At 33.0% G+C, this 17,152-nt stretch carries 19 protein-coding genes; 1 reads left to right on the top strand and 18 read right to left on the bottom strand.

Features of this window, described 5'->3' with window-relative positions; genetic code table 11:
• Positions 1–13: 13 nt before the first annotated feature.
• The 16 genes from PW52_RS14115 to PW52_RS14040 all read right to left on the bottom strand — a co-directional run bounded on the left by PW52_RS14115 (position 14) and on the right by PW52_RS14040 (position 13,852).
• Positions 14–1,156 carry a beta-ketoacyl-[acyl-carrier-protein] synthase family protein gene (locus tag PW52_RS14115; protein ID WP_044633618.1) on the bottom strand — a complete coding sequence of 381 codons (1,143 nt, stop codon included), beginning with the start codon at positions 1,154–1,156 and terminating at the stop codon, positions 14–16.
• Positions 1,149–1,589 (bottom strand): acyl-CoA thioesterase, encoded by a 441-nt coding sequence (locus PW52_RS14110; protein ID WP_044633617.1) that lies wholly within the window; start codon positions 1,587–1,589, stop codon positions 1,149–1,151. Before PW52_RS14110 ends, PW52_RS14115 begins: the two co-directional genes overlap by 8 nt.
• Positions 1,579–2,847, bottom strand: a complete 1,269-nt coding sequence (locus tag PW52_RS14105; RefSeq protein WP_044633616.1) for an ABC transporter permease — start codon at positions 2,845–2,847, stop codon at positions 1,579–1,581. The genes PW52_RS14110 and PW52_RS14105 overlap by 11 nt, the downstream gene beginning before the upstream one ends.
• A complete protein-coding gene (locus tag PW52_RS14100; protein WP_044633615.1) occupies positions 2,840–3,583 on the bottom strand; it encodes an ABC transporter ATP-binding protein in 744 nt (247 codons plus the stop codon). Before PW52_RS14100 ends, PW52_RS14105 begins: the two co-directional genes overlap by 8 nt.
• 3 nt (positions 3,584–3,586) lie before the next feature.
• Positions 3,587–4,591, bottom strand: a complete 1,005-nt coding sequence (locus tag PW52_RS14095) for a BtrH N-terminal domain-containing protein (RefSeq protein ID WP_044633614.1) — start codon at positions 4,589–4,591, stop codon at positions 3,587–3,589.
• Positions 4,581–4,991, bottom strand: a complete 411-nt coding sequence (locus tag PW52_RS14090; protein WP_044633613.1) for a hypothetical protein — start codon at positions 4,989–4,991, stop codon at positions 4,581–4,583. The genes PW52_RS14095 and PW52_RS14090 overlap by 11 nt, the downstream gene beginning before the upstream one ends.
• A 7-nt stretch (positions 4,992–4,998) precedes the next feature.
• Positions 4,999–5,436 (bottom strand): ABC transporter permease, encoded by a 438-nt coding sequence (locus tag PW52_RS14085; protein WP_044633612.1) that lies wholly within the window; start codon positions 5,434–5,436, stop codon positions 4,999–5,001.
• Positions 5,436–5,864 (bottom strand): hypothetical protein, encoded by a 429-nt coding sequence (locus PW52_RS14080; RefSeq protein WP_044633611.1) that lies wholly within the window; start codon positions 5,862–5,864, stop codon positions 5,436–5,438. Before PW52_RS14080 ends, PW52_RS14085 begins: the two co-directional genes overlap by 1 nt.
• Before the next feature lie 4 nt (positions 5,865–5,868).
• Complete coding sequence (locus PW52_RS14075) at positions 5,869–7,002, bottom strand: beta-ketoacyl-ACP synthase III (RefSeq protein WP_044633610.1); 1,134 nt, start codon at positions 7,000–7,002, stop codon at positions 5,869–5,871.
• A 3-nt stretch (positions 7,003–7,005) separates the two neighbouring features.
• Positions 7,006–7,941, bottom strand: coding sequence for a hypothetical protein (locus tag PW52_RS14070; RefSeq protein WP_044633609.1), 936 nt, complete (start codon positions 7,939–7,941; stop codon positions 7,006–7,008).
• 91 nt (positions 7,942–8,032) lie between these two features.
• Positions 8,033–8,917 carry an LpxL/LpxP family acyltransferase gene (locus PW52_RS14065; protein WP_044633608.1) on the bottom strand — a complete coding sequence of 295 codons (885 nt, stop codon included), beginning with the start codon at positions 8,915–8,917 and terminating at the stop codon, positions 8,033–8,035.
• A 26-nt stretch (positions 8,918–8,943) separates the two neighbouring features.
• Positions 8,944–9,186 carry a phosphopantetheine-binding protein gene (locus PW52_RS14060; protein ID WP_044633607.1) on the bottom strand — a complete coding sequence of 81 codons (243 nt, stop codon included), beginning with the start codon at positions 9,184–9,186 and terminating at the stop codon, positions 8,944–8,946.
• Positions 9,187–9,193: 7 nt separating this feature from the next.
• Positions 9,194–10,411 (bottom strand): beta-ketoacyl-[acyl-carrier-protein] synthase family protein, encoded by a 1,218-nt coding sequence (locus PW52_RS14055; RefSeq protein WP_044633606.1) that lies wholly within the window; start codon positions 10,409–10,411, stop codon positions 9,194–9,196.
• Positions 10,412–10,421: 10 nt separating this feature from the next.
• Positions 10,422–11,153, bottom strand: a complete 732-nt coding sequence (gene fabG, locus PW52_RS14050; RefSeq protein WP_044633647.1) for a 3-oxoacyl-ACP reductase FabG — start codon at positions 11,151–11,153, stop codon at positions 10,422–10,424.
• Between the two features lie 29 nt (positions 11,154–11,182).
• The gene (locus PW52_RS14045) at positions 11,183–12,310 is read right to left on the bottom strand and encodes a WG repeat-containing protein (RefSeq protein ID WP_044633605.1); all 1,128 of its coding nucleotides are present in this window, start codon (positions 12,308–12,310) and stop codon (positions 11,183–11,185) included.
• Between the two features lie 18 nt (positions 12,311–12,328).
• Positions 12,329–13,852: an HAL/PAL/TAL family ammonia-lyase gene (locus tag PW52_RS14040; RefSeq protein ID WP_044633604.1), complete on the bottom strand. Its 1,524-nt coding sequence runs from the start codon at positions 13,850–13,852 to the stop codon at positions 12,329–12,331.
• Between the two features lie 100 nt (positions 13,853–13,952).
• On the opposite strand from PW52_RS14040, the gene PW52_RS14035 reads away from it, so the two are divergent.
• Positions 13,953–15,203 (top strand): NAD(P)/FAD-dependent oxidoreductase, encoded by a 1,251-nt coding sequence (locus PW52_RS14035; protein WP_044633603.1) that lies wholly within the window; start codon positions 13,953–13,955, stop codon positions 15,201–15,203.
• Between the two features lie 57 nt (positions 15,204–15,260).
• On the opposite strand, the gene PW52_RS14030 is transcribed toward PW52_RS14035, so the two are convergent.
• Complete coding sequence (locus PW52_RS14030; protein ID WP_044633602.1) at positions 15,261–15,971, bottom strand: FadR/GntR family transcriptional regulator; 711 nt, start codon at positions 15,969–15,971, stop codon at positions 15,261–15,263.
• A 152-nt stretch (positions 15,972–16,123) separates the two neighbouring features.
• Positions 16,124–17,035, bottom strand: a complete 912-nt coding sequence (locus PW52_RS14025; protein WP_044633601.1) for a polysaccharide lyase family 7 protein — start codon at positions 17,033–17,035, stop codon at positions 16,124–16,126.
• Positions 17,036–17,152 lie beyond the last annotated feature (117 nt).

Genomic DNA, 17,152 nt, shown 5'->3' with positions numbered 1-17,152 from the left:
TTAATTATCAATCTTATTTTACTTTTTTAAAAATAACCGCTGTGTTGCAACCGCCAAAACCCGAAGCTGTTTTTAAAAATTTTGATAACGGCTTTTCTACAGTGTTTTCAATAACATTTATAGGTTGTGTTACACCCATTTCTGCAAAACCTAAGGTTTTTATTAGCACATTTTGATTTAAGGCGTACATACCTATTATGGTTTCCAGTAAACCTGATGCGCCTAGTGTATGTCCAAAATACCCTTTTAAACTATTCATTGGTGTTTTTTCTAAACTTAAACGGTTTAATGCAATCGCTTCCATTTCGTCGTTATACATGGTTGCCGTACCGTGGGCGGAAATATAATCGATGTCTTCTGAAGTTAAATTTGATTGCGCTAAAGCCGATTCTATACTTCTGTACAAGCCTTCGCCAGTACGCGATGGTCCTGAAATATGATTGGCATCGTTACAAGATGCTTCACCTAAAATTTCAACGGCTTCGTCACTTAAATTTTCTTCATTTTTAGTGACTAGAGCGCTCACGGCTACTTCGCCAATGTTAATGCCTATTCTATTTTTATCGTAAGGTTTACAAATTTCTGAGCTTAATGCTTGAAAGGAATTGAAACCCGATAAAATAAACTCGGTAACCAAATCGCCCGCCACAATAAACACTTGATCGAACATATTACTTTTTATGTAACGTTTAGCCACCGCAACCGCCAAAACTCCCGAAACACAAGCATTTGATAACACTATAGGTTCCGATTTAAAATCAAAATAATGGGCTACATTTTTAGCTAAAACATCGAGATAAGCACGTTCTTTTGGGAAATCGTTTTCAGCATCTAAAGCATCTATATTGCCTTTTGTTGTTGAAATAATGAGACCAACACGATCGGTTAACGCAATGTTAGATTGACCTAAAGTATCTTGAAGCGATGTAATAAACATCTTTTCAAGTTTGGTATATTTTTTTTCCGTCTTATTTTTGAAAGCTGCCGTTAACACATCATCATCTATTAAAGATGACATAAAAGGTTCTGGCATTACCGAAGTATCCTTAATTTGTTTCAATCCGGAATTACCAAGCATCACTTCTTTCGCAACCGAAGCGCTATTGAAGCCTAAAGATGAGATGATATTGTTATATGACAGATATACTTTACTCATCTAGCAAACCTACTTTTTTCTTCCAATCTGTAAAAAAATCTGGTGGTGTTAACCACAATTCACCTTGCCCAATATTATCCACAAAAACCTGAACGGTTTCTCCGGTGCAAACCAACTCGTTTTCTTGGTTGTAAATTTCGTATCGAAAAATCATTTTTGCGGCCGAACTATCTACAAAAATGGTTTTTATAGTGGCTACATCGCCATATTTTAAAGGACGTTTATGTTTGGTTTTCGATTCTATTATTGGTGTTGCAAAACCGTATTCTTTTTGATCTAAATATGAAATACCATGATGCCTTCCAAAGTTTTCTCTACCATCTTCGAAATACTGAATGTAATTTCCGTGCCATACAATACCTAACGGATCGGTTTCTACAAACCTTACCCGCACTTTACTTGTATGTTCTATTTCTTTTGGTTTAGACCGCATGTTTCTTCTCGTTAAAAAATATTGATAGCAACGTAGTTACTATAAAAAACAATAACAACAATGCTAATTCTGGCAAAATACTGGCTAAACTGCCGTTGCGTAAAAACACATCGTAATAAGCATTTAATCCCCAGTTCATAGGCGAAATATTCGATAACACTTGCATAAACTTTGGCATTATAAAAACTGGCACCCAAACACCACCAATCGCTGCTAAAATAACCACAAAGGTAGCTCCAAATGGCGCCGACTGTTCCTGGGTTTTTGCAATAGTACCAATTAAAACACCTAAGCCAATTGCTGCTAAGCCAGCAAAAATACTAACTACAAACAACAATGGCAACCTGCCAGAAACATCGAGTGTTGGCAACCCTATTTTTGGAAATACGAATACACCAACAGCGAGCATTAATGCAAATTGAATAAGGCAAACCGCTAAATAAACAACCGTTTTACCACCTAAAACCGTGGCATAACTTACCGGATTTGTACGCAACCTAACAAAGGTACCTTGACTTTTTTCTTTTACAATATTTATTGATAAAGGTACAATTATGAAGAAAATGGCAAATAACGACCAAGCAGGAACGTTATGTTGTGCCGAGTTTGGCATAAATTCTTCATTATCCTTTTTTGGAAGTATTTCTTTAAAGGTTACAAAATTATCGGTTTTAAAAACGACATCGTCTGGATTATCACTTAATTGCTTTTGAAAACTAGTGTAAATGGTTTTCATTTCAATTTTTGAAATCATTTTATCGATACCATTTTTAACCGAATTTTTAAACGATACTTGTGTTGCAGGATCGAAATACAAACGCACTTCTTTACTTGTAACTTCTGGTTGTACTGAAGCTTTAGTTTCTGAATCTATTCCGAAATTTTGCAGTAAATTATCGACGTTGTTATTTACTTTTTTATTTAAATCTGAAGTTAAATAAGATGGAATTATTACTGCTAGTTGATAATCGCCACCAAAGACCAAATCTTTCGCTTCAGCTTCAGTAGCACTCATAATAATTTCAAAAGCTTCCGAAGATTGCAAACCTTCTAACATGGTTTTTGCGACTTCACCTTTATCATTATCTACCACCAAAATAGGAATTTGAGTATTTTCGATGGTTTTAAAGGTGCTATCTTGAATTAAAGTAATGGTAATTATTAACACCAAAGGCATTACAAACAAGATGATAACACTACCAAAATCTCGTTTTAACAATAAAAACTCCTTGTATGCCGATGCGAACAATTTATGCATAATCGCGAAGTTCTTTACCAGTTAAACTTATAAATACATCTTCAAGGTTATGTAAATCATCAGATTTATTAATTAAATCCTTTGGCTTTCCTTCAATAATTATTTTTCCGTGATCTATAATTGCCACTTTTGTACAAAACTGCTCCGCTTCATTAAGATGATGCGAGGTATAAATTATAGTTGTTCCGTTTGCGTTAAGCTCTTTTAAAAAATTAATTATCACGTTTTTAGACTGCACATCTACCCCAACCGTAGGTTCATCTAAAATTAAAACTTTAGGATTATGCAAAATACTCGCTAATAAATTAACGCGACGTTTCATACCTCCCGAAAACGTATCAATTTTCTTGTTTGCAAATTTCTCTAGACCTAAAATTTCTAGGTGACTTAATATTTTTTGGTTTAGCGCTTTTCCTTTTAAACCATACATGCTGCCGAAATATTTTAAATTCTCGAACGCAGTTAAGGTTGGGTACAGCGCATATTCCTGTGGCACAATACCTATAAGTTTTTTTATTTCGGTTTTATGCTGTTTATAGTTTAAATTATTGATGGTAAAATGCCCCGAAGTTGGTTTTACCAAAGCACACAACATAGAAATTAAAGTGGTTTTTCCGGCGCCATTTGGCCCTAAAAGCCCAAAAATTTCTTGATCTTTTATAGACAGACTCAAATTAGACACCGAATAATTATCGGCACCTACATATTTTTTTGAGATTTTATCTATTACTATCATTTTCTATTTTATGGCTTTTTTTAATGCTTTAAAAAACACTTCTTCTTTATCTGCTAACTCAAATAACATTTCTGAAACCTTATCGTACGATCCTGTTGTTGCCTTACGGTTTTTGTATAAACGAGAGGCTTCTAAAGCAAAATCTCTCCATAAATCGCCAATTACAGTCATCTCCTTAGAGAGTTCCATGAGTTTTTCATTATTTAAAATGGCACTAGATTCTTGTAAAAAAGCCGCAAAAATATAACGAAAGCCACCACCACCGGTACCTATTTCTTCTTGCATACGAACAATTTGCCCCAAATAATGATTGGCTACTTTTATACCTTTTTTCTTTGGCCACTTTTTAATAAGTTTTGCAACCATTCGAATGCCTTTTACACCAACAATTGGAATTGGTGCCAACATATCTCGGCAAGTTTGTTTTATACCTTTTACAATGGCTTTTTTATATGGAATCTCACTTTCTTTTGGAAAAGAAATTGGGTAATAAATTTGTCCGTTTGGTGCAAATGGTCCTTTTGCAAAACGTGCTTTTTCAAGTTGTTTTTCGTCTAGTTTTGCAACGTTTTCAATAACTGGGTCGCTTACTAAATAATCAGTCCCTTCTTTGCCATAAACTACAATATTATGGGCGTTAAAATGAAAACGGTAATGATCTGGCAAGTATAACAAATGGTAAATACCCACCTGTAAACCAACCGGATTGTTATTTTTTAAATTGTCGTCTAAACGTTGTTTGGCTTTAGTGGCACTTTTAAATTTTTCGCGTTTAAAGGTTACTCCAATGCGTTTTGCAAAACGCTTAAAAATTAAACCTGGCATAACACGATACGTTACTGCAGGCCCGTGATTTACTTTTAAAAATGGGATATAACAATAAATTAAGCCAGAACCTATTCCAAAAATCATAGGTTCGCTAATGTTTATACCATTATGCTTCATTAAATTTGAAACTACACCATTTTCGCAGTGTGCAGATTGGTGATGTTTAAAATCAATTTTCATTTAAATCTACTTGTTTTAGTTGCTCTAAACTTATATTAAAAGCATCGGCATATTTTTGTAATAATTTATTCGATAATTTTTTAAAGCGTTTCGGGTTAAAATGTCGTTTTACTCGAAATGGCCAAATACCAACATAACCTGCAAGAATGGTAACATCCATTCGGTTTAATTCCATGTAATATTCAATAGGACTTGTTTCGTTATTTAGCACACGTTGTTTGGCTTCTTCGGCGCGCTCTTTAATATCTTCAATAGCATTGTTTAAAGCAATTGTTTTTGGCGTCCAACCACTACTTTTTGTTGTTATGTAATTACCATTTTCGTCGGTCGCGTAGCATAATTCTTTTTGGTTAATAGATTCTAAACTACTTTTATCCTGAGGCACTTCGTTTGCTTTCATACCCTTACTAAATTTCGCGAATAATTAAATTGAGATTGCAAGATACTAATTCTTTATCGTCTTGAGAGATAGCACATTCAATATTACACAAACTGTAATCGTCTGCATCGAATCGAGAAATTAAACTGGCTTGCGATGTAATTGTTGTGTTTATTTTTGGTAAACTGTATATCGTTACTTTTTTAATAGCACTTATAAAACCAATAAGCTTAACAGTGCTTTTATTATCGTAAAACGATTTTCCTACAATACAAGAACAGGTTTGTGCCGCGTGTTCTATTAAACCAGCTTCGGCAAACCTACCATTATCATTAAAAATTGAAGATTCTTTAATAAAAAACTGAGCAGAAACACGTTCGTCATCAATCGAAATTACTTTATCAACCATTAAAAATGGCGGTCGATGAGGCAACAATTCGCTAATGTTTATTTCCGAAAGATTCATTAGGAAGCTAAAACGGTTTTCATTTCAGCAGAAGCAATTTCTACATTTTCAGCATTAAAAACAACAATCTCAACCATGGTTACACCTAATATTTCGTGAAGGATATTCACTTTAGTTGATATGGTTTCGTTTACCCTTGGAAGTTTAGATATACGTGTTTTTTTTATTGAACCAATGTACCCTGTTGGAGCATCTTCACCTTTTACAAAATAATTATAACCGGTATGTAAAGCAATAGTTTGCGCCATGTTTTCTACTAATCCAGGTTCAGTAAAACAGTTATTTTCCACAAAAATATTATGGGCAGGAACAGTAAATGCCGATACCACTTCGGTTTCTGCACAACTTAACAACGAATCTACCATTACAAATGGCACTTTTTGAGGTATTAAGCTTGTGATATCCTTTATTGGAAATTGTGCACTCATAATTTTAGCAAACCGTTAATAAGGCAATTGAATATGAAAATCTTGAACTTTCTGGAACAGATAACAATATTTTTTGTCCTTTTTGTAATTGTCCTGAAGCTACAAGTTCTTCAAGCATTAAATATATAGATGCCGCACCAACATTACCTACGGTTTGTAGATTCATAAACCATTTCTCCCAAGGAATTTCAATACCTGCAGCTTTCATACCTTCGTATAATCCTTCTTTAAAATAATAAGAAGAAATATGAGGTAAATAATAATCGATTTCATCAACCGAAATATTATGTTTTGTTAAAGCGCGTTGTAAACTATCAATACCTTTTTCAAGAATATTAGCACCAAGAAGTTTAACATCTTGTTGCACTGCAAAAAGCGTTTTTTTACTCCATTGGTCTGAAGCGTATTCGCGCCAAGGTTTTAAAAATCCGTCTTCTTGTTTTTCTCCTCCAGAATACATACAAGCATCTAGCTCGAAGGCATATGAGAACCCTTCAATCCAATCTATTCTTAATGGGTTTTCCCCTTTGGGTTCTGCTTCAAGTAAACAAGCGCCAGCACCATCAGAAAGCATCCATCGTAAAAAATCTTTATTAAACGCAATTATAGGGTTTTCTTCTAAAGACTCTAGGTGCTTTACTTCATCTTCAAAAAGATCTGATCGCATCCAAGTAGAACTGCGTTCTGAGCCAGATACGACGGCGTTATGAGATTGCCCACATTTTACTGAAAAATACCCATATTTTAAGGCATTCATTCCTGAACAACATGCACCTGTTGGTGAATTTACCTCTAGATTTCTGTTTTTTAAAAATCCATGCACCATTGAAGCATGAGATGGTAAAATATGATCTGGACTTGAAGTGCCACAAGATAATACTTCTATATCTGTAGTTTTAAAATCATCATCACAAAGCCTATTGATAGCTTCTGCAGTAAGTTGGGCGTTGTTATGCGTAACTTCACCATTTTCGTCAATAGCATAATACCTTGTTTTAATTTGATTATTTCTTAAAACAATGCGTCTTCCTTTGGAGTGTTTACCATTTATTAAACCCAATTTTTCTTCCATCTCATCGTTAGAAACTGGTTTGTTAGGTAAAAATTTTGAAACACGCGTTATATATACTTCTTTCATATGTTATTTAGTATTCTCTAATAGCTCTACGGAAGTGTAATACTTCTTCTGCTTTTTAATTTTTGGGATGTTAAAAACATAAGTAAGCAAAAATAAGACAAAAACAATTGGAGAAACAACCCAAATTGCAATAAACAAATAGACATTAAAAAACTTTAACAAGGTTTCTCGTTTTTTTGTATTTGCCTCGCTATTTTTATGAATAAAATTTGCCCATTTTGTAAATATAACATTCGCCTTGCGATCTACGGTTATTAAAAATGGTTTTATTTCTACAGCATCGTTTTTTAACAAATTATCCTGTAAACTAGCCCAGGTATTTTCCAACAAATGTTGTTTTATTATTGGACCAAATTTAACCGCATTATTAATATCGAGTTGGCTTACTCCTGGCTTAGGAAAGACACCTAAATATTTCTTTTTCTCACCAGAGAACATCCACCTTACAATAGTAATTACACTTATGTAATTACTATGCCTGTCTACCAAAGCAATATTACCCACTAAGCTAGCATTTAATTTTTTCAGGTGTCTTTTTAACTTCTCCTGTGCCATAATCCACATATTTCTGGTGCCACTTACAGTTACAACCTTGGATCCTGAAAACAATGTTTTTGCACTTTCTGACTGTAAAAAAGAGGATATTGGTAAGGACGGCGTTAAATACCATACTTGATAACCAAAAATTATTAAATCGTATGTGTTATTTAAAATGGCATCGGGAACGGGGTTTACCTCTTGGTAATTTTGTAAAAAGGTATCTGGGAATACTCCAAAAAAATCTTTTTTTGTCCACGGAAAAGGAAAGTTTCGTTTTAGCTCGATATTATGATAGTGTAGCTTTACAGCCTCATCATTCTTGAAATTTTCAACTATATTATTTACAATTTCTGTTAGTTGACCAGATTGAGAATAATGCAAAACTAAAACTTGCTTCATGGGTGTTTTTAAAATTATGAGTAAAAATAAATAATTAAAACGTTAAACCTAACTTTTATTATGAAACTAAATAGTTGGTTATAAACAACACCTATTTTTTGAGTTTCCCCCAAAAATCGAAATAGTTAAACCATTGTAATGGATACTTTTTTAAAATCCAGGATAGGCTATCGGTGTAATCTTTTAAAAGAGAATCTACATCGCGATATTTTGCTTTAGATTGTCTTGCGTATAAATGATAGTGTAAATTACTTTCTTTCATTACATACACAAACAACACAGGAACTCTTAATCGTGAAGCTAACATAAAAGGTCCTGCAGGAAATTTAGCTTTTTCACCAAGTAACTCTTTCTCTAAAAACTTTGTGTTTTCTGTGTAACGATCTCCTGTAATACAAACAATTTCGTTTCGTGCCAAGGCAGCGTTTATTTCGAAAACATGAGACAAATCATCTTTTAATATAATGAGGTTGATGTTAGATTTAGTGGTAACACTTTCTAAATACTCTTGAATTGCAGTGTGTTCTTGATTGGTTGTAAGTAAACTAATGGATGCTGACTCGTCTAAATCTCCAAAAAAATGTTCAGCAATTTCAAAATTACCCACATGCGCACTAATTAAAATGCCTCCTTTTTTATTTTTTAAGGCTTGATTTATTAATTCAATACCATCGAACTCGTAAGTGAATTTTTTTCGTAACCCTGAAGAAATGGCTACTTTATCTATAATAGTTTGACCAAAAACAAAGTAACTATTATAAACGTTTTTAAGACTTTTAATTTTAGAAAAACCTTGTCTGTTTTTAAGATAATAGTAAATGGCTTTAAAACTATCTTTGGCAAACAACACAAAGTAAAAAGAAACGAAATAAAGCACAAAATACGCTGCTTTTACGCCTAGTTTTTTTATACAAAATACAAATATTTTGTAACCCAAAACTGTTCCTCTGGATTTACCTTTCCATTCAGCAGCCATATAAAGTTATAATGTTTTAATCAAATTTAGCTAAGCTTATTCTCGATTAAATCATAAAAATCTTGAAGTACTTTAACGTTAACAAAATCTTCGCCAACAAGCTTTACTCCAAAATTAGCTTCAACAGAAACCACTAAATCAACAAAATCTAAACTATCAAGATCTAAGGTTTCTTTTAAATCTGCATCTGGCGAAATATCATCACTTTCTACTTCAAATTCATCAATAAGAAAGTTGTTTATTTTTTCAATAATAACTTCTTTAGTCATCGCGCAATTATATTTTTTTTATTATTAATGCTGAATTGGTTCCACCGAAACCAAAAGAGTTGGACAAAAATACATTAATTTTTTTATCTAAAGTTTTGCTGACTAAATTTAATTTTTTCGCATCCTCATCTGGCGTTTCCAAGTTAATATTTGGTGCTACAAATCCATGCTGCATCATTAACATTGAGTAAATTACCTCGCTAGCACCTGCCATCCAGCACTCATGTCCTGTCATCGATTTTGTTGAACTTACCGCTGGACCATGCTCTCCAAAAACATCAAAAATAGCTTTTGCTTCGTTTGCATCGCCTACAGGTGTTGATGTTGCATGTGCGTTTACATAATCTACGTCACTAGCATTGATACCCGCTTGTTTTAAGGCCATTTTCATAGCATAACTCGGGCCTGCTGCATTTGGTGTTGATATATGTTCGCCATTGGATGAGAAGCCATACCCTATTACTTCTCCTAAAATAGGTGCGCCTCGTTTTATTGCAGAGTCATAAGATTCTAAAATTACAGTTGCAGCACCACCACTTGGTACTAAACCATCTCTGTTAGCATCAAATGGTTTTGAAGCTTGTCCTGGATTTTCTGTATTCATTGAAAACACACCCAAACCATCGAAACTAGACATAACGTATGGATTTATTTCTTGTGCGCCACCACAAATAATACAATCTTGCAATCCACTTTTTATTAATTGATAGGCCATACCAATGGAATGTGATCCACTGGCGCAGGCTGCACTAATGGTAAAATTAACTCCTGTAAGTTTAAATATGGTTGAAAGATTCATGGTAACAGAGGAGTTCATCCCCTTAAAAATTGCACCAGACCCCACTAAGGTTGTATCTTTTTTTTCTCTGACTTTATCTACAGATTCTATTACAGATTTTGTTGTACTATCGTTTCCGTAAAGAATTCCTACTTGATTGGCATCGATAAAATCTTGATCTATTTTAGCGTTTTTAAAAGCTTCAATAGTTGCCATATATGCATACTCACCTTCTTCACCAATACTAATACGCTGTTTGCGCGTTAATATGCCTTTTAGATTTGGTTTAGACACCATTCCTGTTAATGGCGACCGGTAACCAAAATCTATTCTTTCTTTATCTACAACAATACCAGACTTACCTTTGTATAACGATTCTTTAACTTCTGCTAAGTTTTCGCCAATACAAGAATAAATTCCCATTCCTGTTATTACAACTCTGTTCATTAAGTAAAAATTAGGAGTATATCCCGCCGTTAATGTTTAAAACTTCGCCAGTAATATAAGATGCTTTTTTAGAAATTAAAAACGAAACTGCATGAGCAACTTCCTCTGGCTCTCCAAATCGGTTTATTGGAATTAAGCTTTTTAGTTCTTTTTCGTCCAATTCGGCAGTCATATCAGACTTAATAAAACCTGGAGCTACAGCGTTTACAGTAATTTTACGTTTTGCAACTTCTTGTGCTAAAGCTTTTGTTGCACCAATTAATGCCGCTTTTGCTGCAGAATAATTTGTTTGTCCGGCAGTTCCTTTTACACCAGAAACTGAGGCTATATTTACAATACGCCCATAGCGGTTACGAAGTAGTTTTTGAATAAAGAAGTTTGTTACATTGTAAAAACCACTTAAAGATGTGTTTATAACACTATTCCAATCGTCAGCAGGCATCCACATAAATAAACCGTCTTTTGTAATTCCCGCATTGTTTACAATAACCTCAACAATTGCTTTTGGGTTGTTTTCTTGCCAATTTGTTAAAACAGATTGAACTTGTTCTGCATTAGCTACATTAAATTGCAAAATTTCGCCTGTATTACCTTCAGCTTCGACTAGCTTCAAGGTTTCGTTTGCTGCTGCTTCGTTACTATTGTAATTTATTAGGATATGATAATCTGAATCTTTTGCTAACTGAATGCATACCGCTTTACCAATACCTCTAGATCCTCCAGTTATTAGGGCACATTTCATTAAATTTATATTAGTTGGTTTAAACGTTCTTATTTGAATAGTTCCAAGTTTTGAAACCATTTGTTATTTAACACTTCTCCTTTTGTATTTAAGAAACCCCATTGTTTTTTATATTTTACCCGAACTAAACCGTCGATAAATCCTTTTTCAGTTTTTACGCCAAAAAACATACCGAAGTTTCCGGCAGTAATACCGTATTTTTCTTCTATTACTAATTCGCCTTCGGTATTAATAAATCCCCATTCTTTTTTAGTTTTTACAGGTGCTAAACCGTCTTCACTAAACACCTCGGCATCTTTATATTTGGGTTTAATAACTTCTTCTCCTTTTTCATTAATATAGCCCCAAAGTTTATTCTCGTAAAATGGTGCTAAACCTTTTCTAAAACCTCTAACTTTATCATATTTAGGCTCTATAACCCACGCTCCATTGGCATTTATAAAACCTACTAGTTCTCCTTTTTTGGCGTAAGTTACATCTCCATTAAGTGTGAAATCCCAAATTTTTATAGCGCCATCTACAGGTTTGAATTCTTTGTTTTTAATTAATCCCCAAAGCCCATCTTTTTTTGCAACTATTATACCATTGTATACGTTTCCTATTTCTTCGTATTCAATTTTAATATACTCATTACCAGACTTATCAATTAAACCCCATTTTTCATTTTTTTGAACTCTAGAATAGCCATTATGAAAATCGAAGGCTTTGGTATACTCTTTTGGTATTACTGTTTCACCTTTTTTATTTATAAAACCAACCTTCTCTTCGGTTCTAACAACCGCTAAGTCCTCATAAAAATCGTAAACCTTATCGGTAACAACATCTGATAAAATTTTATTTCCTGTTTTATCTATATAATACCAAGAAATACCATCGTTTACAATTGCAATATCACACTGAAAAGCTTTTGTTTTGTTTAATGTTGGTTTTATAACCCATTCTCCACTTCTATTAATGTACCCCCACAGCTTATCGTCTGCCATAGCTTGGGCATAATCGCCTGAGAAACTTTTAGCATTAAGAAATTGAGGTTTTATTACCCAATCCCCAGATTTACTAATGTATCCAAATTTCCCGTCTATTCTTGCTAGAGCTAATTCTTGAGCAAAACTTAAACTAAAACTAAAAAAAGCAACTACAAAAAACAGTTTTTTCATAACTAGAAATAATTTGATTTATTCAATTTTCATTAGATATTGCTTCACCTTATTAACGTAAGGATACATAACAATATCTTCTGTAAATATAGGAACTATTTCTCGTATATCATCGTAAACCTTTTTGGTTTTTGAAGACACTTTTTCTTTAACATCTAGGTACTCAACAGCTTGAACAATAGTAATAATTTCGATAGCCAAAACTTCAAAAGCATTCTCTATAACTTTTTTAGTAATTAAAGCGGCATTCGTACCCATACTTACAATATCTTGATTATCGTTATTATTTGGGATACTATGTACGTACATCGGATTTGAAAGCATTTGATTTTCGGCCGTTGTTGAGGTTGCTGTAAACTGTACGCCTTGCATTCCAAAATTCAAACCTAGTTTACCTAAATTAACAAAAGGAGGCAACATATCGTTTAGTCTGGCATTAAGTAAATAATTTAGCTGTCTTTCGCTAAGCATACTCAATTTAGTAACAGCTATTTTTAGTTTATCCATTTCTAAGGCAACATAATCTCCGTGGAAATTCCCACCATGGTACACATGCTTACGCTTTACATCGACAATTGGATTATCATTAGCTGAATTCACTTCATCTACCAATATATCTTCTACACTATTTAAAGTATCTAAAACAGGTCCCAGAATTTGCGGTACACAACGTAAGGAATAATACTCTTGAACTTTTTCTTTAAAAACCGATACATTTTCGTTTTTAGAATATAAGTAATGCTCACGCTTACGAGTTAATCCGCTATCGGACAAATGATTACGCATAAGTTCAGCTATGTTTTTCTGACCCTTGTGACGTTTAGTTTCGTTAAGCTCTAAACTTAAATGATCGTCGTACGCCCTAACAATTTCGTTAATTGCAGACGAGCAAACAATCATACTATTGAGTAATTCGCGTGTATAAATTACATTTATAAGCCCAATACCTGTCATGGCAGAAGTACCATTCATAAGTGCCAAACCTTCTCGAAGCTCTACCGAAATAGGTTTTAATTTTTCAGTTTTAAAAACGTCGGCTGTATTAACTCTATTGCCTTTATAAAATACTTCTCCTTCACCTATTAAAACCAAAGCTAAATGAGCTAATTGTACTAAATCACCACTAGCACCTACACTACCATGCTCAAAAATCACAGGTGTAATATGTCGATTTATTAACTCTTGCATTAAGAAAATGGCTGATTTATGTATACCCGAATTACCTTTAGACAAGGTGCTTAACCTCGCTAACATTATAGCACGAACATACATAGGAGGTAATGGTTGCCCAACACCCGATGCATGACTCCTAATAAGGTTATATTGCAGTTTTATGCGATGTGAGTCGTCAATTTTATATTGTGCCATTGGACCAAAACCTGTATTTACACCGTAAATAACCTTGTCTTGAGAAAAGTTGACCAAAAATTTAAAACTCTCTTCTACCTTCTGCATTGTAGTATCATCTACTACAAAAGGCTCATCTTTAAAAATAATTTTAAAGAAATCGTCTATTTCTAGACTTCCTTTATAGGTTAGCATATTTATTTTATAAATTTATTGAATAAAATCGTTAATTTCTTGCGCGAAAATAGTTAAGTTCGTTGTAAATATAAAATAATAAACAATTATTCCAATACTTATGGATATTCCTAAAGAATCTGTTGACGTTTTAATAATTGGTGCTGGTCCCTCTGGTATTGTAGCAGCCTCTCACCTTAATAATCAAGGACATAAAATAAAAGTTATTGAAAAATCAAAGTTTCCAAGATTTGTAATAGGTGAAAGTTTATTACCTCGATGCATGGATCATTTTGAAGAAGTTGGCTTAATAGATTGTTTAAAGGCTGAAAAGTTTGAAGTAAAATCTGGTGCAAGGTTTTTAAGTAAAGACATAGTTTGCGATTTTGATTTTAGTAAAAAACATACCGAGGGTTGGAATTGGACCTGGCAAGTACCTCGTGCCGATTTTGATAATGCCCTAGCACAAGAACTTGCAAAACAAGGTGTAAGTATTGAGTTTGAACTTGAGGCTACAGGTGTTTTTTTTAATTCTGATGGCTCTTCAAAAACGACTGTAAAAACTAAAACTAATGAAGAATTAACAATTGAAGCTAAATTTATTATAGATTCTTCTGGTTATGGTCGTGTACTTCCTAGGTTTTTAGGGTTAGACAAACCCTCAAACATCCCTACGCATTCGTCAATTTTTACACATGTTAAAGATATTAAACGCCCAGAAGGAAAAGAGGGTACTTTAATTACTTTTGATGTTATAGATAAAGATACTTGGTTCTGGGTAATTCCGTTTTCTAATGGTATAACAAGCATTGGTTTTGTTGGTAAAAACAGCTTATTTGAATCTTACAAAGGCAATATCACCGAGATAATGAATAAAATGCTAAAACTATCGAATTATTATTATGACAGGTTTAGCAATTTATCTTTTGAGTTTGAACCTGTACATATTAAAAATTATTCTAAAGCGGTAACTAAACTATACGGTAAAGGTTTTGCATTAACAGGAAATAGTGCGGAATTTTTAGACCCCGTATTTTCTTCAGGAGTTACCTTTGCTACAGAATCTGGATTATTAGCCGCTAAATTAATTTCTAAAGAATTAAACGGTGAGTGTGTAAATTGGAAAACTGATTATGCAGACTATATATCTGAAGGCGTTACTGTTTTCTCTTCATATGTAAAAGAATGGTACACTGGAAACTTACAAACTCTATTTTTTCACAGACCAGAAAACTTGGAAGTTAAAAAACAAATTTGTGCTGTACTTGCTGGCTATGTTTGGGATAAAAGTAATCCGTTTGTAAAAAAACATAACCGGATAATTTCTAGCATGGCGCACTTAATAAAAATGCAAAAAGAAGAAGCGACTTAATTGATTCAAAATTTAAAGAGCGCTTCTTCTTGCTGTATATTTAAAACAACCTAATGTTTAAGTTTTACTTTGATAGCAGTATTGATATAACATACTAAAATGCTTTTTCATTTTTTCTTTAGCGACAGTTGGATTTTGAGACTTTATTGCTTCATAAATTTCTTTATGCTCATTTATACCAATAATTGACTTTCGTTTATCACAAACATGAAACTTTTCAAAATTCATAATTATGCCAGGAGTAATTGTCAACATAAAAGTGTTTATCGTAGAGTTCCCACTTGCCTTGGCTATAGCCAAGTGAAACAACAAATCTTCTTGAACAGCATCTTCACCTAAACGAGCTTTTTCTTCATATGCATCCAAAGCATATTTTATGTTTTTTAAATCTTCTTCGGTTCTTCTTAATGAAGCTAATTTTACAGTTTTTAATTCTAATAAAATTCTTGTTTCGACTAAAGATTTAAAATCTTGCTCCTCCAACTCAATAATCTCATCAATCATTCCATTCATAGCAACATTTCCAATATTTGCTATAAATGTCCCGCTTTGAGGTACCGTTTCTAAAATACCATATAATTCTAATGTTTGAATTGCATCTCGTACATTACTTCTCGAAACACCAAACTTTTCAGCGAGCATACGCTCTGAAGGCAATTTATCACCAGGCTCTAAGTTCTTATAATTTATTAATTCACGTAGGTTTAAGATTATACCATTTTGTAAATTATTACTACCCCCTCCTTTTGTTAGTACATCGGTCTTCATATTCTTTCAATTTTCTTTTGGTGAACCAAATTGGTTTTTCAAAAATAAAAACTTTTCCTAATTCTACTTAAAAAGAGTTCTTATTTTTAAAAACCTCAAAATAATTATATATAATTTAATTTTACGCTAAAAATTTATAATATTTTATAATACTAATGACTAACTTCCAACTCATAAAATTTTACTTTTGAAAAAGCACCTTCATCTCTGGTTTGAAAATAATTACCGGCTTTAAAATAATTTTCAAAAACACCCCAGCGTTTCATATGGATATTTTCATATACTTTGTATTCGTTGCCGTTTAATATAATTACCATTTTACCATCTGAAACTTTAACTTCAAGAACAAATTTCCTAAATCCAACTTCTTGTTCAAAATTAAAACCTTCATCATCATCCCATGCATCTTCATGCAGAATTTCAGTATCAGATGCATTTAAATTTTTCAACTCTTTTGTTTTAACTCTAACCTTACCATTATCCCAGTAAATTTTTAAGATAGGCGGCGCATTATTGTCATCTTCACCTATTAAATCACGTTGTTCGTTGGTTAAACGTCCATGAATTTGCATTATAATGGTTCGGTGATATTTTCCATTTGAAGCTTTTGAAGTAGCTTCCATTTGAATTTTCCCTTTCATGTAAGCGCCATCGGCGAAGGTCCAATTCACATTATTATTACCAGGAGTCATTTGTTCGCGTAACTCCGATCTTGTGTATTTAGTATTTCGAGTTTTTGAAGCTGTAGGCATAGCGTGAAACACGATAGCTCCAGCTGTAGAATCGATATACATATATGGTTTAGCGATTTCGTTTGAAGCAAAATCATATATTTCAGGTGGTTCAATTTCGAAAGGCTTCCCTTTTTCGTTTAAAACAGGTAGCGTTACCTTCCAATGGCTTAAATCGATATCTGGAAGTTTGTATTTTTTCTTCTTTTTTTTATTTTTCTTTTTTTCAACTTTTTCGGAAGCATCCGATGTATTGTCTTGTTGAGCATTTAAAACACTAAACGTAAAAAATACAAGAAAAAAACTAAGTAAGATTGGGGTAAACTTTTTCATTTTAAAATAAATTACTAATAATTCAGAGATTGCCTAATTAAACTTTAAATATATTCAACCAACACATATAGGCAACCTCAAAATTATTATTCAATTATTATTCCATTTTAAACCAAT

It is taken from the genome of Neotamlana sedimentorum (genome assembly GCF_000943565.1).
GTDB classification, from domain to species: Bacteria; Bacteroidota; Bacteroidia; order Flavobacteriales; family Flavobacteriaceae; genus Neotamlana; species Neotamlana sedimentorum.
Note: the sequence above shows the minus strand (reverse complement) of the source record. Positions and strands in the feature narration are given on the sequence as shown.